The sequence below is a fragment of the Streptomyces sp. NPDC050546 genome, from assembly GCF_044457425.1.
In the GTDB taxonomy this organism is placed as follows: Bacteria; Actinomycetota; Actinomycetes; order Streptomycetales; family Streptomycetaceae; genus Streptomyces.
Genome location: NZ_JBITGX010000024.1, coordinates 63884 through 82658, shown reverse-complemented (window position 1 = coordinate 82658; position 18775 = coordinate 63884). Strand labels below are relative to the sequence as shown.

Annotated in this window: 17 protein-coding genes; 11 read left to right on the top strand and 6 right to left on the bottom strand. The window is 71.3% G+C overall.

From position 1 onward, the window contains the following. Positions 1-79: 79 nt before the first annotated feature. A complete protein-coding gene (locus ACIBK5_RS39590; RefSeq protein WP_399027678.1) occupies positions 80-484 on the top strand; it encodes a MazG nucleotide pyrophosphohydrolase domain-containing protein in 405 nt (134 codons plus the stop codon). 27 nt (positions 485-511) lie between these two features. On the opposite strand, the gene ACIBK5_RS39585 is transcribed toward ACIBK5_RS39590, so the two are convergent. Both ACIBK5_RS39585 and ACIBK5_RS39580 read right to left on the bottom strand, forming a co-directional pair. Further along, positions 512-1735 carry a cation:proton antiporter gene (locus tag ACIBK5_RS39585; protein WP_399027676.1) on the bottom strand — a complete coding sequence of 408 codons (1224 nt, stop codon included), beginning with the start codon at positions 1733-1735 and terminating at the stop codon, positions 512-514. Between the two features lie 4 nt (positions 1736-1739). Continuing rightward, a complete protein-coding gene (locus tag ACIBK5_RS39580; protein WP_382591311.1) occupies positions 1740-2225 on the bottom strand; it encodes a cation:proton antiporter regulatory subunit in 486 nt (161 codons plus the stop codon). A gap of 140 nt (positions 2226-2365) precedes the next feature. Here ACIBK5_RS39580 and ACIBK5_RS39575 point away from each other — a divergent pair, with 140 nt between their 5' ends. From ACIBK5_RS39575 to ACIBK5_RS39560, 4 genes are all read left to right on the top strand, one after another. After that, positions 2366-3409: a sensor histidine kinase gene (locus ACIBK5_RS39575; protein ID WP_399027674.1), complete on the top strand. Its 1044-nt coding sequence runs from the start codon at positions 2366-2368 to the stop codon at positions 3407-3409. Then, positions 3409-4089 (top strand): response regulator, encoded by a 681-nt coding sequence (locus ACIBK5_RS39570; protein ID WP_399027671.1) that lies wholly within the window; start codon positions 3409-3411, stop codon positions 4087-4089. Before ACIBK5_RS39575 ends, ACIBK5_RS39570 begins: the two co-directional genes overlap by 1 nt. A gap of 64 nt (positions 4090-4153) precedes the next feature. Then, entirely contained in the window at positions 4154-5680 is a 1527-nt protein-coding gene (gene miaB, locus ACIBK5_RS39565; RefSeq protein WP_399027670.1) for a tRNA (N6-isopentenyl adenosine(37)-C2)-methylthiotransferase MiaB, read from the top strand. An 83-nt stretch (positions 5681-5763) separates the two neighbouring features. Then, the gene (locus tag ACIBK5_RS39560) at positions 5764-6477 is read left to right on the top strand and encodes a class III extradiol dioxygenase subunit B-like domain-containing protein (RefSeq protein WP_399027668.1); all 714 of its coding nucleotides are present in this window, start codon (positions 5764-5766) and stop codon (positions 6475-6477) included. A 137-nt stretch (positions 6478-6614) separates the two neighbouring features. On the opposite strand, the gene ACIBK5_RS39555 is transcribed toward ACIBK5_RS39560, so the two are convergent. Beyond that, the gene (locus tag ACIBK5_RS39555; protein WP_399027666.1) at positions 6615-6938 is read right to left on the bottom strand and encodes an antitoxin; all 324 of its coding nucleotides are present in this window, start codon (positions 6936-6938) and stop codon (positions 6615-6617) included. A 27-nt stretch (positions 6939-6965) separates the two neighbouring features. Further along, on the bottom strand, positions 6966-7235 hold the full coding sequence (locus tag ACIBK5_RS39550) for a hypothetical protein (RefSeq protein ID WP_399027664.1): 270 nt from the start codon (positions 7233-7235) through the stop codon (positions 6966-6968). A gap of 182 nt (positions 7236-7417) precedes the next feature. Here ACIBK5_RS39550 and miaA point away from each other — a divergent pair, with 182 nt between their 5' ends. The 6 genes from miaA to hflX all read left to right on the top strand — a co-directional run bounded on the left by miaA (position 7418) and on the right by hflX (position 15802). Continuing rightward, positions 7418-8356, top strand: coding sequence for a tRNA (adenosine(37)-N6)-dimethylallyltransferase MiaA (gene miaA, locus ACIBK5_RS39545; RefSeq protein WP_399027663.1), 939 nt, complete (start codon positions 7418-7420; stop codon positions 8354-8356). Positions 8357-8463: 107 nt separating this feature from the next. Continuing rightward, positions 8464-9033 carry a hypothetical protein gene (locus ACIBK5_RS39540; protein ID WP_399027760.1) on the top strand — a complete coding sequence of 190 codons (570 nt, stop codon included), beginning with the start codon at positions 8464-8466 and terminating at the stop codon, positions 9031-9033. A gap of 146 nt (positions 9034-9179) precedes the next feature. Further along, positions 9180-10058, top strand: a complete 879-nt coding sequence (dapF, locus tag ACIBK5_RS39535; protein WP_399027662.1) for a diaminopimelate epimerase — start codon at positions 9180-9182, stop codon at positions 10056-10058. A 295-nt stretch (positions 10059-10353) separates the two neighbouring features. Further along, positions 10354-12564, top strand: a complete 2211-nt coding sequence (locus ACIBK5_RS39530) for a RelA/SpoT family protein (RefSeq protein ID WP_399027660.1) — start codon at positions 10354-10356, stop codon at positions 12562-12564. A 91-nt stretch (positions 12565-12655) separates the two neighbouring features. Next, positions 12656-14182: a M1 family metallopeptidase gene (locus ACIBK5_RS39525; protein WP_399027658.1), complete on the top strand. Its 1527-nt coding sequence runs from the start codon at positions 12656-12658 to the stop codon at positions 14180-14182. A 126-nt stretch (positions 14183-14308) separates the two neighbouring features. Continuing rightward, positions 14309-15802 carry a GTPase HflX gene (gene hflX, locus ACIBK5_RS39520; protein WP_399027657.1) on the top strand — a complete coding sequence of 498 codons (1494 nt, stop codon included), beginning with the start codon at positions 14309-14311 and terminating at the stop codon, positions 15800-15802. A gap of 69 nt (positions 15803-15871) precedes the next feature. Here the strand turns inward: hflX and ACIBK5_RS39515 are convergent, their stop codons facing one another. Further along, entirely contained in the window at positions 15872-17074 is a 1203-nt protein-coding gene (locus tag ACIBK5_RS39515) for a trypsin-like serine peptidase (RefSeq protein WP_399027655.1), read from the bottom strand. Between the two features lie 194 nt (positions 17075-17268). Beyond that, the gene (locus ACIBK5_RS39510; protein ID WP_399027654.1) at positions 17269-18492 is read right to left on the bottom strand and encodes a trypsin-like serine peptidase; all 1224 of its coding nucleotides are present in this window, start codon (positions 18490-18492) and stop codon (positions 17269-17271) included. Between the last annotated feature and the right edge of the window lie 283 nt (positions 18493-18775).

The following is an 18775-nucleotide window of genomic DNA, read 5'->3' as shown; positions in this document are numbered from 1 at the left end:
TTGGTGCCCCGCTGACCAGGGGCGGCGGTCGGCACCGGGGCGGGGAGCAGTGTCAGTGGCGGCCGCTACTGTCGTCCCCATGAGCTCCTCGCCCGCTGACCTGGTCCGTGAATTCCACCTCGCCTTCGGCCTGGACGCCCGCAGTACCCCGACGGAGGTGTCCCCGGAACTCGCCGCCCACCGCGGCGAACTCCTCGCCGAGGAGGCCGCGGAGGTCGCCGAGGTGTCGGTCCGGGGCCCGCTCGACAAGCTCGCCCACGAACTGGCGGACGTCGTCTACGTCGCCTACGGCACCGCCCTCGTCCATGGGATCGACCTCGACGCGGTACTGACCGAGATCCACCGCTCCAACATGACCAAGATCGGCCCTGACGGCAGGGTCTCCCGGCGCGAGGACGGCAAGGTCCTCAAGGGCGAGCACTACGAGGCACCGGATGTGCCGGGCGTGCTGCGGAGGCAGGGGTGGGCTTCGGGCGGTGAGTAAAGGCCCCCGAGGTGGCCCACCCCCTCCTCAGTCGCCCACCGGCGCCTCCGCCTCGGCCTTCCGGGGCGCGGGTTCCGGGGCTCCCCGACGGGCCTCGCGGCGTCCGCTCCACCACATCGCCACCGGCTCGGTGTAGCGGGCGGTGAGGGGACCCAGGACGACCAGGATGAGGACGTAGGCCGTGGCCAGGGGGCCGAGGGACGGTTCGATACCGGCCGCGACCGCCAGTCCGGCGATGACGATCGAGAACTCCCCGCGGGCCACCAGCGCACCGCCCGCCCGCCAGCGGCCCTTGACGGAGATCCCGGCACGCCGGGCCGCCCAGTAACCGGTGGCGATCTTCGTCAGAGCCGTGACGAGGGCCAGCGCGAGGGCGGGCAGCAGGACGGGCGGGATGCTGGACGGGTCGGTGTGCAGTCCGAAGAAGACGAAGAAGACCGCCGCGAACAGGTCGCGCAGGGGGCTGAGAAGGGTGTGCGCACCCTCCGCCACCTCTCCCGACAGCGCGATGCCCACGAGGAAGGCCCCCACCGCTGCGGACACCTGGAGCTGTTGCGCGACACCCGCGACCAGGATCGTCAGGCCCAGCACCACCAGCAGCAGCTTCTCCGGGTCGTCGCTGGAGACGAACCGCGAGATGAGCCTGCCGTAGCGCAGGGCCAGGAACAGCACGAGCCCCGCCGCGCCCAGCGCGATCGCCAGGGTCACACTGCCGGCCATCAGCCCGACGCCCGCCACCAGTGCCGTGACGATGGGCAGGTACACGGCCATCGCCAGATCCTCGAGCACCAGCACGCTGAGGATGACGGGGGTCTCCCGGTTGCCGACCCGGCCCAGATCGCCGAGCACCTTCGCGATCACGCCGGACGACGAGATCCAGGTGACACCGGCCAGGACGACGGCGGCCACCGGCCCCCAGCCGAGCAGCAGCGCCACCGCCGCTCCGGGCAGCGCGTTGAGAGCGCAGTCGACCAGGCCGGACGGGTAGTGCGTCTTGAGGTTGGAGACCAGATCGCTCGCCGTGTACTCCAGGCCCAGCATCAGCAGGAGCAGGATGACGCCGATCTCGGCGCCGGTGGCGATGAACTCCTCGCTCGCGCCCAGCGGCAGCAGTCCGCCTTCGCCGAAGGCCAGACCGGCCAGGAGGTACAGCGGTATCGGCGAGAGCCGGAAACGGGCGGCGAACCGGCCGAGCAGGCCGAGGCCGAGGATGATGGAACCGAACTCGATGAGCAGGACCGCGGAGTGCACAGGCTCACTCCCGCCCGAGTATCGTCGCCGCGGCGTCGACGCCCTCACGGGTCCCGACGACGATCAGCGTGTCACCGCCCGCCAGCCGGAAGTCCGGCGCGGGTGAGGGAATGGCCTCGGCCCGGCGCAGCACCGCCACGACCGAGGCGCCCGTCTCCGTCCGCATCTTCATGTCGCCCAGCACCCGCCCGTTCCAGCGCGAGGTCGCGGCCACCTCGATCCGCTCGGCCACCAGCCCCAGGTCCGTGGTGTACAGCAGGCTCGGGCTGTGGTGGGACGGCTTCAGCGCGTCGATCAGCGAACCCGCCTCCGAGCCGGTCAGCCGCAGCGAATGCGCGCAGGAGTCGGGATCGTCGGCCCGGTACACGTTCACCGTGCGCGTGCCGTCGCGGTGCGCCACCACCGACAGATGGCGGTGTTCGCGGGTCTCCAGGTCGTACTGGACCCCGATACCCGGCAGCGGCGTCGCCCTCAGGCGCGGAGCTGACACGTTTCTTCTCCTCTTTCGTCTTGTATGTCTTGTTAGTTCTGCTATGTCGGCGTTTGGTGTTGCTGTGTCGGTGTCGTGAGCGGTGTCGATCAACGGACGGGTCAAGTCCGCATGCTGCCATCCGCCCGTACGGTGACGACATGGGTGTCGTGACGGATATACACAGCGGCCGGTCGCCGGAAAGGGTGGAGCGGGAGGTGCCGTACGCGAAGGCCGGAAGGGGCGGATCCAGGAGCGTGTCGTTGTTCTGGCGGATCTTCTCGCTCAACGCCGCGGGCCTGGTCGTGGCCACGGCGTTGCTGCTCGGCCCGGTCACCGTGTCCACCCCCGTCCTGGCGGGCGAGGCACTCGTGCTGCTCGGCGGGCTGGTGCTGCTGCTGGCGGGCAACGCGATGGTGCTGCGCTTCGGCCTCGCGCCCCTCCAACGGCTCGGCAGGGCCATGGCCACCGCCGATCTGCTGCGTCCGGGAACCCGCCCGGTGGTCGCCGGACCGGCGGAGACGGCCGCGCTGATCACGACGTACAACACGATGCTCGACCGGCTGGAGGCGGAGCGGGCCGCGGGTGCCGCCCGGGCCCTGTCCGCACAGGAGAGCGAACGGCACCGGATCGCCCGCGAGCTCCACGACGAGGTCGGGCAGACCCTGACCGCCGTACTGCTCCAGCTCAAGCGCGTCGCCGACCGGGCGCCCGGGGAACTGCGCGAGGAGGTGGGCCAGGCGCAGGAGGCGACCCGGGCCGGACTGGACGAGATCCGCCGTATCGCCCGCCGACTGCGCCCCGGTGTCCTGGAGGAGCTCGGGCTGGCCAGCGCCCTGCGCTCGCTCACCTCCGAGTTCACGAACCACGGGCTGACCGTGCGCCACCACGTCACCGGCGACCTCCCCGCCCTGAGCCCGGAATCGGAACTCGTCGTCTACCGGGTGGCCCAGGAAGGCCTGACCAACACCGCCCGCCATGCCACCGCCGACCGCGCCGAACTCCACCTCCAGCAGGTCCCCGGCGGCGTCGAACTCCTCGTACGCGACAACGGCACGGGCGTCGGCGACGCCCCGGAGGGCGCCGGAATCACGGGCATGCGTGAACGCGCCCTCCTGATCGGTGCCGCACTCACCGTCGAACCGGCCCCCGGCCGGGGCACCGACGTACGCCTGCGCGTACCGGTGACGGAAGGAGCACCCTGATGTCCACACCGGTGACGAAGACGACGGCCCGGAATCCCATCCGTGTCCTGCTCGCCGACGACCACACCCTCGTACGCCGGGGAGTGCGCCTCATCCTGGACGGGGAGCCGGACCTGACGGTCGTCGCCGAGGCCGGGGACGGTGCCGAGGCCGTCGCCCGGGCCCGGGACACCGCCGTGGACCTGGCCGTCCTCGACGTCGCCATGCCCCGCATGACCGGCCTCCAGGCGGCCCGCGAACTCTCCCGCCGACTGCCCGATCTGCACATCCTGATCCTGACGATGTACGACAACGAGGAGTACTTCTTCGAGGCACTCAGGGCCGGAGCCAGCGGCTACGTCCTCAAGTCCGTCGCCGACCGCGACCTGGTCGAGGCCTGCCGGGCGGCCGTGCGCGACGAGCCGTTCATCTACCCGGGCGCCGAGCGGGCCCTCGTCCGCTCCTACCTGGAGCGGCTGCACCGGGGCGACGGCCTGCCGGAGAGGGCCATCACCGAACGCGAGGAGGAGATCCTCAAGCTGGTCGCCGAGGGCCACACCTCGAAGGAGATCGGCGAACTCCTCTTCATCAGCGCCAAGACGGTCGAACGCCACCGCGCCAACCTCCTCCAGAAGCTCGGCATGCGCGACCGCCTGGAGCTGACCCGGTACGCGATCCGCGCCGGCCTGATCGAGCCGTAGGCCCGCGGGCCTGGTTGTCCACAGGCGACCGAGCCACTTCCGGCGACCGCCTACCCTTGTCCCCATGAGCAGCATCGACCGGAGCCAGTCAGTGGGCGGCACGCGCACGTACGAGGTACGCACCTACGGGTGCCAGATGAACGTCCACGACTCCGAGCGATTGTCCGGTCTGCTGGAGGACGCGGGCTATGTGCGCGCCCCCGAGGGTTCCGACGGCGAGGCGGACGTCGTCGTCTTCAACACGTGCGCGGTGCGGGAGAACGCCGACAACAAGCTGTACGGCAACCTGGGCCACCTCGCGCCGAAGAAGGCGAGCCGCCCCGGCATGCAGATCGCGGTCGGCGGCTGTCTGGCGCAGAAGGACCGCGACACCATCGTGAAGAGGGCGCCCTGGGTGGACGTCGTCTTCGGCACGCACAACATCGGCAAGCTGCCCGTCCTGCTGGAACGCGCGCGCGTGCAGGAAGAGGCGCAGGTCGAGATCGCCGAGTCGCTGGAGGAATTCCCCTCGACGCTGCCGACGCGCCGCGAGAGCGCCTACGCGGCCTGGGTGTCGATCTCCGTCGGGTGCAACAACACCTGCACCTTCTGCATCGTCCCGGCTCTGCGCGGCAAGGAGAAGGACCGCCGCCCCGGCGACATCCTCGCCGAGATCGAGGCCCTGGTCGGCGAGGGCGTCTCCGAGATCACACTGCTCGGCCAGAACGTCAACGCGTACGGCTCCGACATCGGCGACCGCGAGGCCTTCAGCAAGCTGCTGCGCGCCTGCGGCGGGATCGACGGCCTGGAGCGCGTCCGCTTCACCTCCCCGCACCCGCGTGACTTCACCGATGACGTCATCGCCGCCATGGCCGAGACGCCGAACGTGATGCCGCAGCTGCACATGCCGCTCCAGTCCGGCTCGGACCCGGTCCTGAAGGCCATGCGCCGCTCCTACCGCCAGGAGCGCTTCCTGGGAATCATCGAGAAGGTCCGCACCGCCATCCCGCACGCGGCGATCAGCACCGACATCATCGTGGGCTTCCCCGGCGAGACCGAGGAGGACTTCGAGCAGACGCTGCACGTGGTGCGCGAGGCCCGCTTCGCCCAGGCCTTCACCTTCCAGTACTCCAAGCGCCCCGGCACACCGGCCGCCGAGATGGACGGCCAGATCCCCAAGAAGGTCGTTCAGGAGCGCTACGAGCGTCTCGTCGCCCTCCAGGAGGAGATCTCCTGGGAGGAGAACAAGAAGCAGGTCGGCCGCGTGCTGGAGCTGATGGTCGCCGAGGGCGAGGGGCGCAAGGACGACACCACCCACCGGCTCTCCGGCCGCGCCCCCGACAACCGCCTCGTCCACTTCACCAAGCCGGACCAGGAGGTCCGCCCCGGCGATGTCGTGACGGTCGAGATCACCTACGCCGCTCCGCACCATCTGCTCGCCGAGGGCGCCGTGCTCGACGTGCGCCGCACGCGCGCGGGCGACGCCTGGGAGAAGCGCAACGCCGAGAAGACGGGCAAGTCGGCCCAGCCGGCCGGAGTGCTGCTCGGCCTGCCGAAGATCGGCGTGCCCGAGCCGCTCCCGGTCGCGACGGGCGGCTGCGGCCTGGACTGACAGGTCCCGCCTCGGGAGACCCACAGCCGGTTCGCCGGGCGCGGGATGCGTGCGAGTGGGTCCCCGGGGATACCCTGCCGATCATGCTTGTCGCCGCCGCCGTCTGCCCCTGCCCGCCCCTTCTGGTCCCCGAGGTCGCCGCGGGCGCCGCACCGGAGCTGGACGCCGCGCGGGCCGCCTGCACGGACGCCCTGGGTGTGCTCGCCGCCGCCCGGCCCGACCGGCTCGTGGTCGTCGGGCCGGTGGAGAGCGCCGGGCCCGAGACCTACCCGGAGGGCACACGGGGCTCGTTCCGGAGCTTCGGTGTCGATCTCGACGTACGGCTGGGGGCGGCCCCGGGCCCGCGCGGAGAACAGCGGCTGCCGTACTCGCTGGCGGTGGCCGGCTGGCTGCTGGAGCGGACCGGGTGGTCAGACGCCCCGGTCGAGGGGCTCGGTGTGGGGGAGTCCTTCGCGCCCGGGAGGTGTGCCCGTACCGGAGGGGACATCGCCGCAGGGGCCGACCGGGTCGCGCTGCTGGTGATGGGGGACGCCAGCGCGTGCCGGACGCTCAAGGCCCCGGGCTATCTGGACGAACGGGCGGCGCCCTTCGACGCGGAGGTCGCACGAGCGCTCGGCGCGGCGGACGTCGCCGCCCTCACGGCCCTTGACGCACGACTGGCGCACGAGCTGAAGGCGTCCGGCCGGGCACCCTGGCAGGTCCTGGCGGGTGCGGCCGAGGGCGCGGACCTCGGCGGATCGCTGCTGTACGAGGACGCGCCGTACGGGGTGGGCTACATCGTGGCCACCTGGTCGTAGACCGGCGCCGAGGGGCGGGAACGGCGGACGGCCGGGAGCCCTCGCGCTCCTCGGCCGTCCGCCGTTGTGCCCTTCAGCAGTGCGCTATTGCGTTGTCGCGTGGTCGCGTTCCGATCCTGCGGTGCGCCGATGCGCACTCAGGAAGTGGGCGGTGGTCCGTCCGGCGGCGTGGTGCCGCCCGCGTTCGGCGGTGGCGTCGCGCCACCCGCATCCCGCGGCGGTGTCGTGTCCGCCGAGTCCGGTCCGTGGCCGCCCTTGTGCGCGAGTCGGTCCATGGCCCCCTTGGCCTTGCCCGTGCCCGAGTGGATCTTGTCGCGGTACTTGCCCTTGGTCCCCTTGTCCACGGCATGTGCGGCCTTCTCGAGACCGTGATGGACCGTGCCCTCGTGCCGGTGCGCGAAATCCGAGACCTTGCCCTTGGCCGGGCCCAACTTGGCCTTCATGTTGTCCAGGAGACCCATCGCTTCACCTTCCCTCGCGCGGGGCGGTCACGTACGGGCGCCCTCGCCGGCCTGGTCGGCCGCCTTGTCGGTGGACTGCTGCTTGGGGATGTCGACGCCCTCGCCCTCGGTGGCTTCGGCGGTGGCCTCGGCACTCGCCTCGGCCGCTTCCGTGGCTCCGTCAGCCCCCTTCGCCTCCGGGGCCTCGGCCGCCTCCTCCGCCTCGGGACCGGCCTTCGCCGTGTCTGCCTGAGCCTCGGCGGCAGGCGCCTCAGCCGTGGTCTTCGATCGCCGGAGAAGTCGTGCAAAAACGCCCATATCCACTCCATACGTTACTCGTGCGGGCGAAATCCCGCGTTGCCCGGTGCGTCCGTTTGCGCGACCCGGGCCACCGCCGCTGTGATCCGGCGGCAGGAACCTCGCAACGGGCAACGACCCCGCAGTCGTGGCGTCACGTAACTCGTTCGAGAGCGGGGTTCGAGGTTTGCGAGACTGTCTCGGTGAGCAGTGCACCCCCCGCCCCCCGCGTCATCGCCGTCGTCGGACCAACTGCGGCCGGAAAGTCCGATCTGGGCGTTTTCCTGGCCCAGCGTCTCGGCGGCGAGGTCGTCAACGCCGACTCCATGCAGCTCTACCGAGGGATGGACATCGGCACCGCCAAGCTGACGCCCGAGGAGCGCGGCGGCGTCCCGCATCACCTCATGGACATCTGGGACGTGACCGTCACGGCGTCCGTCGCCGAGTACCAGCGTCTCGCCCGGGAGCGGATCGAGGCGCTGCTCGCCGAGGGCCGCTGGCCGATCCTGGTCGGCGGCTCCGGACTGTATGTGCGCGGGGCCGTCGACAAGATGGAGTTTCCCGGCACCGACCCCGAGGTCCGTGCTCGCCTCGAGGAGGAACTCACGCTGCGCGGTTCGGGTGCGCTGCACGCCCGCCTGGCCGCCGCCGACCCCGAGGCCGCTCGCGCGATCCTGCCGAGCAACGGCCGCCGGGTCGTCCGGGCTCTTGAGGTGATCGAGATCACCGGCCGGCCCTTCACCGCCAACCTCCCCGGCCACGACTCCGTGTACGACACCCTCCAGATCGGCGTCGACGTGGCCCGCCCCGAGCTGGACGAGCGCATCGCACGCCGGGTCGACCGGATGTGGGACGCCGGCCTCGTGGACGAGGTGCGCGCACTGGAGGCGCAGGGGTTGCGAGAAGGGCGTACGGCCTCGCGCGCGCTCGGCTACCAGCAGGTCCTCGCGGCGCTCGCCGGGGAGTGCACGATCGAGGAAGCGCGGGCCGAGACCGTGCGTGCCACCAAGCGCTTCGCGCGCCGTCAGGATTCATGGTTCAGGCGCGATCCGCGGGTGCACTGGTTGAGTGGGGCTGCGGCCGATCTCACAGAACTTCCGCAGCTCGCACTGTCCTTGGTCGAACGACCGGTTACAGCCTGATCACGTCATGGCATCGGGACGCCCAGGCCGTCATCCGGGCCTCCGGCGGCGTGCCATCATCGAGCTTCGATCGACCGAGTGAGTCCTAGTTGGGAGGGCGCGTGGCGATGGAGGCCGGCCCTCGCGACACCGCACAGAGCACCGATCACATCACCGCCGACCGGGATGAACCGGAGCGCTTGGACGGCCCGGAGCACCGGGGCGGACCGGGGCGCCTGGAGGGACCCGAGCGCCTGGACGGACCCGAGCAGGAGACGGACCGTCTCAGCTCCGACGGGCCCGACGACGAGACGCAGGGTGTGACGGACGACGGCCCCGAGCCCGACGAGATGTTCGCGGAGGAGGTCGAGGTCGAGCTGCGCCCGCAGCGCCGGCTGCGCATCTGGCAGCTCGCGCCCATCGTGGGCCTGGCCGCACTCGGCTCCCTGATGTTCGCGTTCCCGCTCGCCTTCGACTTCGGCGACAGCGGAGCCGTCATCGCCATGCTCGGACTGCTGATCTGCTCGTGCGCGGCCGGCTGGGGCATGATGGCCGCCCGCCGCGTCGGCCACACCTGGCCGGGCCTGCCGCCCCGCGGCTCCGGCCGCAGACCGGACTGGCGCGTCGTACTCGCGTATGCCCTGGTCGTGGCGGTCGTCGTGATCCTCGCCGTCTGGCGAGTGGCAAGGCTCCGCTAGAGCCCGCGCCCTGAGGAGCGCGCCCCAAAGGGGCGCGGGGAACTGCGCGAACAGCCACAACGCACCCGCAGCCCGCGACGGACCACACAGGGATCCCGCCACCCCGCACTCGGCTCTCCCGGTGGCGCGCCCCGTACGATCGAGGCATGAGCACGCGCACGCGGATCGCCTTCCTCAAGGGCCACGGCACCGAGAACGACTTCGTGATCGTCCCGGACCCCGAGAACGCCATCGACCTGCCCCCGGCCGCCGTCGCCGCCCTGTGCGACCGCCGCGCGGGGATCGGCGGCGACGGGCTGCTGCATGTCGTGCGGTCCGCCGCGCACCCCGAGGCCCGGCACCTGGCGGCCGAGGCGGAGTGGTTCATGGACTACCGCAACGGCGACGGTTCGATCGCGGAGATGTGCGGCAACGGCGTGCGGGTCTTCGCGCGCTACCTCCAGCGTGCCGGACATGTGACCGAAGGAGACATCGCCGTCGCCACGCGCGGGGGCGTGAAGGCCGTGCACATCGCCAAGGACGGTGACGTCACCGTGGGCATGGGCAGGGCGCTGCTCCCCGACGGTGACGTCACGGTGAGCGTCGGTGAGCGCACCTGGCCCGCGCGGAACGTCAACATGGGCAACCCGCACGCGGTCGCCTTCGTGGACGAGCTGTCCCACGCGGGTGACCTGCTCTCCCCGCCGCCCTTCAGCCCGGCCGCGGCCTACCCGGACGGTGTGAACGTCGAGTTCGTGATCGACCGAGCCCCGGGGCACGTCGCGATGCGCGTGCACGAGCGGGGTTCCGGCGAGACCCGCTCCTGCGGCACGGGCGCGTGCGCGGTCGCCGTGGCCACCGCCCGGCGAGACGGTGCCGACCCGGCGGCCACCGGCCTCCCGGTGACCTACACCGTGGACGTCCCCGGCGGCACCCTGGTGATCACCGAGCGGCCCGACGGCGAGATCGAGATGACCGGCCCGGCCGTGATCGTGGCCGAGGGCGAGATCGACTCGGTCTGGCTGGAAACCGCCACCGGCGCGTGAGCAGGGGGCGATCGGCCCGAAACTGCCGTTCGCCCTCGGCCACTCGACTCGAAACCGCCGTGGAAACCGGCCACTTGGCGGAAAGTTGACCCTCATGGTCGCGACGTAACGGGGCACAAACCTCACATTCATCCCTCGAATGGGTGATCAGTTTCACGCTCGGCGAGAGGCGGTCTGCCGGGCGTGGTGGGCTCGGTAGCATCAAGCACCGGCCCGGACGGGGGACCGAAGCCGCCCCGTGAGCCGTGTCCGCCCAGGGGCACCCGTCCGCCGGTCCACGCAGCCGGAGGTGCCCATGAGTGCGGAGGCCACGAATTCCGTGACCCCAGGCCCGATGCCGGGCGCGGTGTCATCACCGGTGACGCCGACGGCCCCGCGCAGAAAGGCCCGTCCCCGGATCGATCTGCGCCGTCTGGGCCGAGCCGCGCTGCTCGGCTCCGCCGCCCGCGACCGGCTGCCCGACGCCATCAGCCATGTCGTCGAGGCGCACCGCGCCCACCACCCCGACGCCGACCTCGAACCCCTGCGCCACGCCTACGTCCTGGCCGAGTCCTCGCACCGCGGGCAGATGCGCAAGAGCGGCGAGCCGTACATCACGCACCCGCTCGCCGTGACCCTGATCCTCGCCGAACTCGGCGCCGAGACCACGACGTTGACCGCGTCCCTGCTCCACGACACCGTCGAGGACACGGACGTGACGCTCGACCAGGTCCGCGACCAGTTCGGCGAGGAGGTCCGCTACCTCGTCGACGGCGTCACCAAACTGGAGAAGGTCGACTACGGCGCGGCCGCCGAGTCCGAGACCTTCCGCAAGATGCTCGTCGCCACCGGCAACGACGTCCGTGTCATGTCGATCAAACTCGCCGACCGGCTGCACAACATGCGCACCCTCGGCGTCATGCGCCCCGAGAAACAGGAGCGCATCGCCAAGGTGACACGTGACGTGCTCATCCCGCTCGCCGAACGGCTCGGCGTCCAGGCGCTCAAGACCGAACTGGAAGACCTGGTCTTCGCGATCCTGCACCCCGACGAGTACGCGCACACGAGGGAGCTGATCGTCCGCAACGCAGCCCGCGACGACGACCCGCTCGCCGAGGTCGCCGACGAGGTGCGCGCGGTACTGCGCGAGGCGGGCCTCCCGGCCGAAGTCCTCATCCGGCCCCGCCACTTCGTCTCCGTGCACCGGGTCTCCCGCAAACGCGGCCGGCTCCGCGGCTCCGACTTCGGCCGTGTCCTGGTCCTGGTGAACGAGGACGCCGACTGCTACGGCGTCCTGGGCGAACTCCACACCTGTATGACGCCGGTGGTCTCGGAGTTCAAGGACTTCATCGCCGTACCGAAGTTCAACCTGTACCAGTCCCTGCACACGGCCGTCGCCCGGGAGAACGGCCAGGTCGTCGAAGTCCTCATCCGTACGCACCAGATGCACAAGGTCGCCGAGGCCGGCGTGGTCGCGCTCGGCAACCCCTACGCACCGGCCCCGGACGCACCGGCCCCCGACGACCCGGCCGACGGCGAGCGCGTCGACCCCACCCGACCCGGCTGGCTCTCCCGGCTCCTCGACTGGCAGGAGGCGGCACCCGACCCGGACCACTTCTGGTCGACCCTGCGCGAGGACCTCGCCCAGGACCGCGAGATCACCGTGTTCCGGCCCGACGGCGGCACGATCGGCCTGCCCGACGGGGCGACCTGCGTGGACGCCGCGTACGCGCAGTACGGCGAGGACGCTCACGCGTGCATCGGCGCCCGGGTCAACGGCCGCCTGGCGACACTCAGCACCGTCCTCAAGGACGGCGACACCGTCCAGCTCCTCATGGGCCAGGACCCGGCGTCCGAGCCGTCCCGGGAGTGGCTGGAGCACGCCCACACACCCGCGGCCCGCATCGCCATCCAGCGGTGGCTGACCGCCCACCCGGCGCAGGCCGAGGCCCAGCGGACCGAGGCCCGGGAGGACCAGCAGGCCGAGGAACGGGCGGTTGCTCCCCGGCCCGCCACCGGCGACGCCTCCGGCACGGACGGCCCGGCCCTCGAACAGACGTCCGCTCGCCCCGCCGCCGGCCACGTCCTCGCCGACCTGCCCGACGCGACCGTCCGGCTCGCCGGCTGCTGTACGCCGGTACCGCCCGACGAGATCACCGGCTTCTCCGTACGCGGCGGAGCGGTCACCGTGCACCGCGTCGAGTGCGCCGCCGTGGCCCGTATGAAGGACGCGGGGCGTCCAGAGGTCGGCGTGCGCTGGGGCGACACCACCGAGTGCCGGGTCACGCTGGTCGCCGAATCGTTCGTCCGGCCCCATCTGCTCGCGGACCTCACCGAGGCCATGGCCCTCGAAGGCGCCGAGATCGTCTCCGCGACCGTCGAGCCCCCGACCCAGCAGCAGGTGCGGCACACGTACACCGTGCAACTCCCGGACGCGGCCCACCTGCCGGCCCTCATGCGCGCGATGCGCAACGTGGCCGGGGTGTACGACGTGAGCCGGGCTCAGCCGCAGACGCAGGGCGGCTGACCGGTACGGACGACGGCCGGGCGGGTGAGCCCCGGACGGGCCGGACGCGCGCCGTCCCCACCGCGCTCGCCTGCGCTGATAGCCGTGGGGCATGCTCCTCACCCCCCAGAACCAGGCCTCCCGTTCGCGCCGTCGCAGAACGACCGGGGCGCTGCTCGCCTCGGCCGTCTCCGTCTGCCTCGTCGCCGCGAGTGCCCCCGTCGTCCCGCTCGGCGTCGGCGACCGGCTCTTCCCGTACCTGGGCAACCCCGGCTACGACGTGACGTCGTACGACCTCTCCTTCAGTTATCCCGGCAGCAACAGCCGGCCGCTGCGGGCCGTCACCACGATCAAGGCCCGGGCGACCGCCGACCTGGACCGCGTCAATCTCGACTTCGCCAACGGCACGGTCGACTCGGTCGAGGTCGACGGCGAGCCCGCCGGATTCAGCACCGCCGGCGAGGATCTGGTGATCACGCCCCAGGAGGCCGTGCCGGACGGCGACCGGATGCGGATCACTGTGCGGCACAGCAGCGACCCCGTGTCCGCCAAGGGCCGCGAGAGCGGCTGGGTACGCACCACGGACGGCCTCGCCATGGCCAACCAGGCCGATGCCGCGCACCGGGTGTTCCCCTGCAATGACCATCCCTCCGACAAGGCGATGTTCACGATCCGGGTCACCACACCCAAGGGCCTCACGGCCGTCTCCAACGGCCTGCCCGCCGGTGTGGCCAGGTCGGACGGTTCGACCACGTGGACCTACCGCACCCATCACCCGATGGCCACCGAGCTCGCCCAGGTCTCCATCGGCCGCTCCACCGTGCTGCACCGCACCGGCCCGCACGGGCTGCCCGTACGGGACGTCGTACCGACCCGGGACCGCAAGGCGCTCGAACCCTGGCTCAGGAAGACTCCCGCCCAGATCGACTGGATGGAGAGGAAGCTCGGCCGCTACCCCTTCGAGACGTACGGCATGCTCGTGGCGGACGCCTCCACCGGCTTCGAACTCGAGACCCAGACGCTCTCCCTCTTCGAGCGGGAGCTCTTCACCCAGTCCGCCTACCCGGAGTGGTACGTCGAGTCGATCATGGTCCACGAGCTGGCGCACCAGTGGTTCGGCAACAGCGTCAGCCCCCGCACCTGGTCGGACCTGTGGCTCAACGAGGGATACGCCACCTGGTACGAGGCGCTGTACGCCGAGGTCCGGGGCGGCAAGCCGATGCGGGACCGTATGAAGGCCGCGTACGGCTCCTCCGACGGCTGGCGGGCGGTCGGCGGCCCGCCGGCCGCCCCGAAGGTTCCCGAGCCCGGCCGCAAGACCGGCATCTTCCGGCACAACGTGTACGAGGGCGCGACGCTGGTCCTGTACGCCCTGCGCGAGGAGATCGGCAGCCCCGCCTTCGACCGCCTGCAGCGCGCCTGGGTCGGCCGCTACCGGGACGGCACGGCCTCGACGGCGGACTACGTCCGGCTCGCCTCCGAGATCTCCGGGCGCGACCTGAGCGGCTTCTTCAAGGACTGGCTGTACGGCGAGAAGACCCCGCCGATGCCGGGGCACCCTGACTGGAAGCCTCTCGCGTCCGCGAAACCGGCTGTGCCCGCCAAGCAGGGCGCCCCCGCACCCGGAGCCGCCCGATAACACGGTGACGAGACGCCCCGTGCCGTGCGACTATCGACAGGTCGGCGCGGCACGGAGCGCCGGGAATCTCCCGGACCGCTCGTGCGTTGCGAACAGTGAACGGCTTCCCAGCTACGTAAGGATCCAATGACCTCCTCTTCTTCCCCCTCCCAGGACACCAAGCGCTTCACGCAGAGCCACCCCGAGGGTCTTCGGGCCGATGCCCTGATGGAAGAGGACGTCGCCTGGAGCCACGAGATCGACGGAGAGCGGGACGGCGACCAGTTCGACCGCTCCGACCGCGCGGCCCTGCGCCGTGTGGTGGGCCTCTCCACCGAGCTCGAGGACGTCACCGAGGTCGAGTACCGCCAGCTCCGCCTGGAGCGGGTCGTCCTCGTCGGCGTCTGGACGTCGGGAACCGTGCAGGACGCGGAGAACTCCCTCGCGGAGCTCGCCGCCCTCGCGGAGACGGCCGGCGCGCTCGTGCTCGACGGTGTCACCCAGCGCCGCGACAAGCCCGACGCGGCCACCTACATCGGCTCCGGCAAGGCCGCGGAGCTGCGGGACCTCGTTCTCGAGTCGGGCGCGGACACCGTCATCTGCGACGGTGAGCTCAGCCCGGGCCAGCTCATCCAGCTCGAGGACGTCGTCAAGGTCAAGGTCATCGACCGTACGGCCCTGATCCTGGACATCTTCGCCCAGCACGCCAAGTCCCGAGAGGGCAAGGCGCAGGTCGCGCTCGCGCAGATGCAGTACATGCTGCCGAGGCTGCGCGGCTGGGGTCAGTCGCTGTCCCGTCAGATGGGCGGCGGCAAGGGCGGCGGCCTCGCCACCCGTGGTCCCGGTGAGACCAAGATCGAGACGGACCGGCGGCGGATCCGCGAGAAGATGGCGAAGATGCGCCGGGAGATCGCGGAGATGAAGACCGGCCGCGAGATCAAGCGCCAGGAGCGCAAGCGCAACAAGGTGCCCTCGGTCGCCATCGCGGGCTACACCAACGCCGGCAAGTCCTCGCTGCTCAACCGCCTCACGGGCGCGGGCGTGCTGGTCGAGAACGCCCTGTTCGCGACCCTCGACCCGACCGTGCGCCGGGCCGAGACCCCGAGCGGACGGCTGTACACGCTGGCCGACACCGTCGGCTTTGTGCGCCATCTGCCGCACCACCTGGTCGAGGCGTTCCGCTCCACGATGGAGGAAGTCGGCGAGTCCGACATGATCCTGCACGTGGTGGACGGTTCGCACCCGTTCCCGGAGGAGCAGCTGGCCGCCGTGCGCGAGGTGATCAGGGACGTCGGCGCCACCGACGTACCCGAGATCGTCGTGATCAACAAGGCCGACGCGGCCGACCCGCTGACCCTGCAGCGGCTGCTGCGCGTCGAGAAGCGGTCCATCGCCGTCTCGGCCCGCACCGGCCAGGGCATCGACACGCTGCTCGCGCTCATCGACAACGAGCTGCCGCGCCCGTCGGTCGAGATCGAGGCGCTCGTGCCGTACACGCACGGCAAGCTGGTCGCCCGTGCCCACGACGAGGGCGAGGTGATCTCCGAGGAGCACACCCCGGAGGGCACCCTGCTCAAGGTGCGGGTGCACGAGGAACTGGCGGCGGAGCTCGCTCCCTACGCTCCGGCGCCGGCTCTCTGACGCAAGCGCGCAAGCACGGCTGAAGGCCCGCTCCCTATCCGCGGGGAGCGGGCCTTCAGCATGCTTCGGTCAGCGACCGCCGTACGTCTTGCTCATGTTCTGGTAGAGCGCCTTGGCGTCGCGGCCCAGCTGCGGGCCCGCCAGCCAGCTGTTGTCGGCCGGGCCGATCGAGGTGTTGGACACGAGCACGGACTTGCCGTTCAGCACCCGGAACCAGCCGCCGCCGGACGAACCGCCGGTCATGGTGCAGCCGATGCGGTGCATCGTCGGCAGGGACGGGCTGAGCGAGAACCGGCCGGGGACGTCGACGCACTTGAACATCTTCAGGCCGTTGTAGGGCGGCGCGGCCGGGTAGCCCCAGGCGCCCATCTTGCGCGCCTCGGCCGCGGAGGGGGCGGTGAAGTCCACGTCCAGCGCGGCGCCGACCGTCTCCTCCAGTGACTTGCCGCCTCGCTCGGGCTTCACGTGCAGCACGGCGTAGTCGTACGCGGCTCCCTCGCCGCCGGTCTCCGAGCCGCCCTGGATCCACTGGTTCGAGGTCGAGGCCCAGTCCGCCCACCAGTTGCCGTACGGGGCGATCTCGGTCGGGTTCGCATTGGTCAGCTCCGCCTCGGACTTGCCGTAGTCGTTGTAGGCGGGCACGAAGGTGATGTTGCGGTACCAGCCGCCCTTGCCGCCGGCGTGCACGCAGTGGCCCGCCGTCCACACCAGGTTGGACTTGCCCGGGTGGTTGACGTCCTTGACGACCGTGCCGGAGCAGACGGCCGGGCCGTCGGGGGAGTCGAAGAAGACCTTGCCGACCGGCGCCGCGTTCCGGTGGTACGGCGTCTTCTCCGCCTGCGCCCGGACGGGTGCCGGATCCGGGTCGCTGACGCCCTGACCGGCCGACGCGTCCTTCGTGCTGACCGTCTTGTCGGCCTCCTTCGCGGACTGCATCCGGTCCGGCTTCCAGAGGCCCTCGATCACCGGGTTGACGAAGTCCTTGGCGTCACTGAGCCACTTGTCCTTGTCCCAGTCCTTCCAGCCCCCGTCCTTCCACCGGTCGGCGTCGATGCCGTGCTCCTTGAGCTTGCCCGCGAGGTCGGCCGGGATCCGGACCTCGCCGCCGCCGTCCGCGGCCTGCGAGGTGGTGGCGTCGGGCTTGTCGCTCGCCGAGTCCGCCGAACCGTCACAGGCGGTAGTCGTGAGCGCCAGGGCGGCGACGAGCCCGGTGGCGGCGAGGACGGTGCGCCGCCCGCGCCTCGGTGCCGCGGACGTACGTGTGGAACGCATGGTGCGATGACCCCCGTTGGTGCGTGCAGAAAGATGCTGCCGCGTGAATGTCATGTGCTTGACACGCAGAGGCCGCTGCATGGCCTCCGATGCGTGACTCCCCACTATGCCCGTGGAGTTGGGTGCGAACGGCGGTGGGCCGGTGAAGGTTTCCGTGAGTCCCCGGCCCCACCACCGCGCTGACCGGCCTGCGGTCAGCGGCCCGCGAACTTCTCGCTCACCGAGTCGTAGACGCCCTTGGCCTCGTCGCCCAGGCGCGGTCCGGCCAGCCAGCCCGACGTCACCGGGCCGATCGAGGTGTTGGACACCAGCGCCGGCTTGCCGTCCGACCCCGGCGCGACCCAGCCGCCGCCCGACGAACCGCCGGTCATGGTGCAGCCGATGCGGTACATCGTCGGATCCGACGCCGTGACCGACAGCCGGCCGGGCCGGTCCTGGCACCGGTACAGCTTCTGCCCGTCGAACGGCGGCGCGGCCGGATAGCCGATCGCCGTGACGCTCTTCGTCTTCGGCACGGCGGGAGCCTTGAAGTCGACCGGCAGAGCCGAGCCGACCATCTCCTCCAGCGACTTGCCGCCGCTGCCCTTCTCCGGCGTCACATGGATCACCGCGAAGTCGTACGGGGCACCGTCCCCGCCCGTCGAACCGCCCTGCTCGATCCACTGGTCCGAGGTCTGCGCCCAGTCGCCCCACCAGACACCGTAGGGAGCCACGTCCTTGCGGGTGGCGTTCTCCAGTTCAGCGACCGGCTTGCCGTCGTCGTTGTACGACGGCACGAACGCGATGTTGCGGTACCAGCCGCCCTTCTTGCCCGCGTGCACGCAGTGGCCCGCCGTCCACACCAGGTTGGACTTGCCCGGGTGGGCGGGGTCCTTCACGACTGTCGCCGAGCAGACGGCCGAGCCCTTGGGGGAGTCGAAGAACACCTTCCCGGCCGTGGGGGCGTTGGCGTGGTAGGACGGCGGCACGGCCTGCGCCTCGACGGGCTCGGGCGTGGGGTCGGTGACGCCCTGGTCACCGGAGAGGTCGCTGTCGTCCACGCCCTGGTCGGGCTCCTCGGCCTCCCGCATGCGGTCCGGGTCCCAGAGACCCTCGATGATCGGGTTGATGTACTCGTTGGCCTCGCGCAGCCAGTCGTCCCGGTCCCAGTTCTTCCAGGCGCCGTTCTTCCACTTGTCGACGTCGATCCCGTGCTCGCGGAGCCGGTCCCTGATGTCGTCCGGGATCTTGAGCTTGCCGTCGTCGGAGGCGGTGGCGGACGCGGAGGCCTCACCGCCCGCCGCGGCGTCGCCCGACTCGCAGGCGGCGGCGGTCAGCGTGAGCGCCGAGGCGAGGGCCACCGCGGCCAGCACGGGGGAGTTCCTGCGGCGCGTCCACCCCCCTCGGCTGGTGGTTGACGACGGCCGTATGGATCGCATGATCTGACTCCCCCTGATGTGAACGAACTGGGACGAACTCGCGCCTCGGGCAGCGTGTCCGCCGAACTCACGGGGAGTTCGGGCCGGCCTCCCGGCGCCCGGGAACGGCACCACACACTATGCGGTGGCTGTGGGGGCGGTCCGACGGAACCGCAACAGTTCCGTCACGGAAAGGATCTTGAAGCAACCCGTAACCCGGTGAGCGGTCGGGGGTTGGTAGCGGTGGGGGTTCTGCTGTCCGTGTGCGGTCCTCTGTGCCCGTGCCCAGTGGGAGGTCAGGGAA

Excerpts from the sequence above, each read along its gene's own strand:
- ACIBK5_RS39590 (WP_399027678.1), top strand. The coding sequence starts at position 80 with ATGAGCTCCTCGCCCGCTGACCTGGTCCGTGAATTCCACCTCGCCTTC.
- ACIBK5_RS39575 (WP_399027674.1), top strand. The coding sequence starts at position 2,366 with ATGGGTGTCGTGACGGATATACACAGCGGCCGGTCGCCGGAAAGGGTG.
- ACIBK5_RS39570 (WP_399027671.1), top strand. The coding sequence starts at position 3,409 with ATGTCCACACCGGTGACGAAGACGACGGCCCGGAATCCCATCCGTGTC.
- miaB (WP_399027670.1), top strand. The coding sequence starts at position 4,154 with ATGAGCAGCATCGACCGGAGCCAGTCAGTGGGCGGCACGCGCACGTAC.
- ACIBK5_RS39560 (WP_399027668.1), top strand. The coding sequence starts at position 5,764 with ATGCTTGTCGCCGCCGCCGTCTGCCCCTGCCCGCCCCTTCTGGTCCCC.
- ACIBK5_RS39555 (WP_399027666.1), bottom strand. The coding sequence starts at position 6,938 with ATGGGTCTCCTGGACAACATGAAGGCCAAGTTGGGCCCGGCCAAGGGC.
- ACIBK5_RS39550 (WP_399027664.1), bottom strand. The coding sequence starts at position 7,235 with ATGGGCGTTTTTGCACGACTTCTCCGGCGATCGAAGACCACGGCTGAG.
- ACIBK5_RS39540 (WP_399027760.1), top strand. The coding sequence starts at position 8,464 with ATGGAGGCCGGCCCTCGCGACACCGCACAGAGCACCGATCACATCACC.
- dapF (WP_399027662.1), top strand. The coding sequence starts at position 9,180 with ATGAGCACGCGCACGCGGATCGCCTTCCTCAAGGGCCACGGCACCGAG.
- ACIBK5_RS39530 (WP_399027660.1), top strand. The coding sequence starts at position 10,354 with ATGAGTGCGGAGGCCACGAATTCCGTGACCCCAGGCCCGATGCCGGGC.
- ACIBK5_RS39525 (WP_399027658.1), top strand. The coding sequence starts at position 12,656 with ATGCTCCTCACCCCCCAGAACCAGGCCTCCCGTTCGCGCCGTCGCAGA.
- hflX (WP_399027657.1), top strand. The coding sequence starts at position 14,309 with ATGACCTCCTCTTCTTCCCCCTCCCAGGACACCAAGCGCTTCACGCAG.
- ACIBK5_RS39515 (WP_399027655.1), bottom strand. The coding sequence starts at position 17,074 with ATGCGTTCCACACGTACGTCCGCGGCACCGAGGCGCGGGCGGCGCACC.
- ACIBK5_RS39510 (WP_399027654.1), bottom strand. The coding sequence starts at position 18,492 with ATGCGATCCATACGGCCGTCGTCAACCACCAGCCGAGGGGGGTGGACG.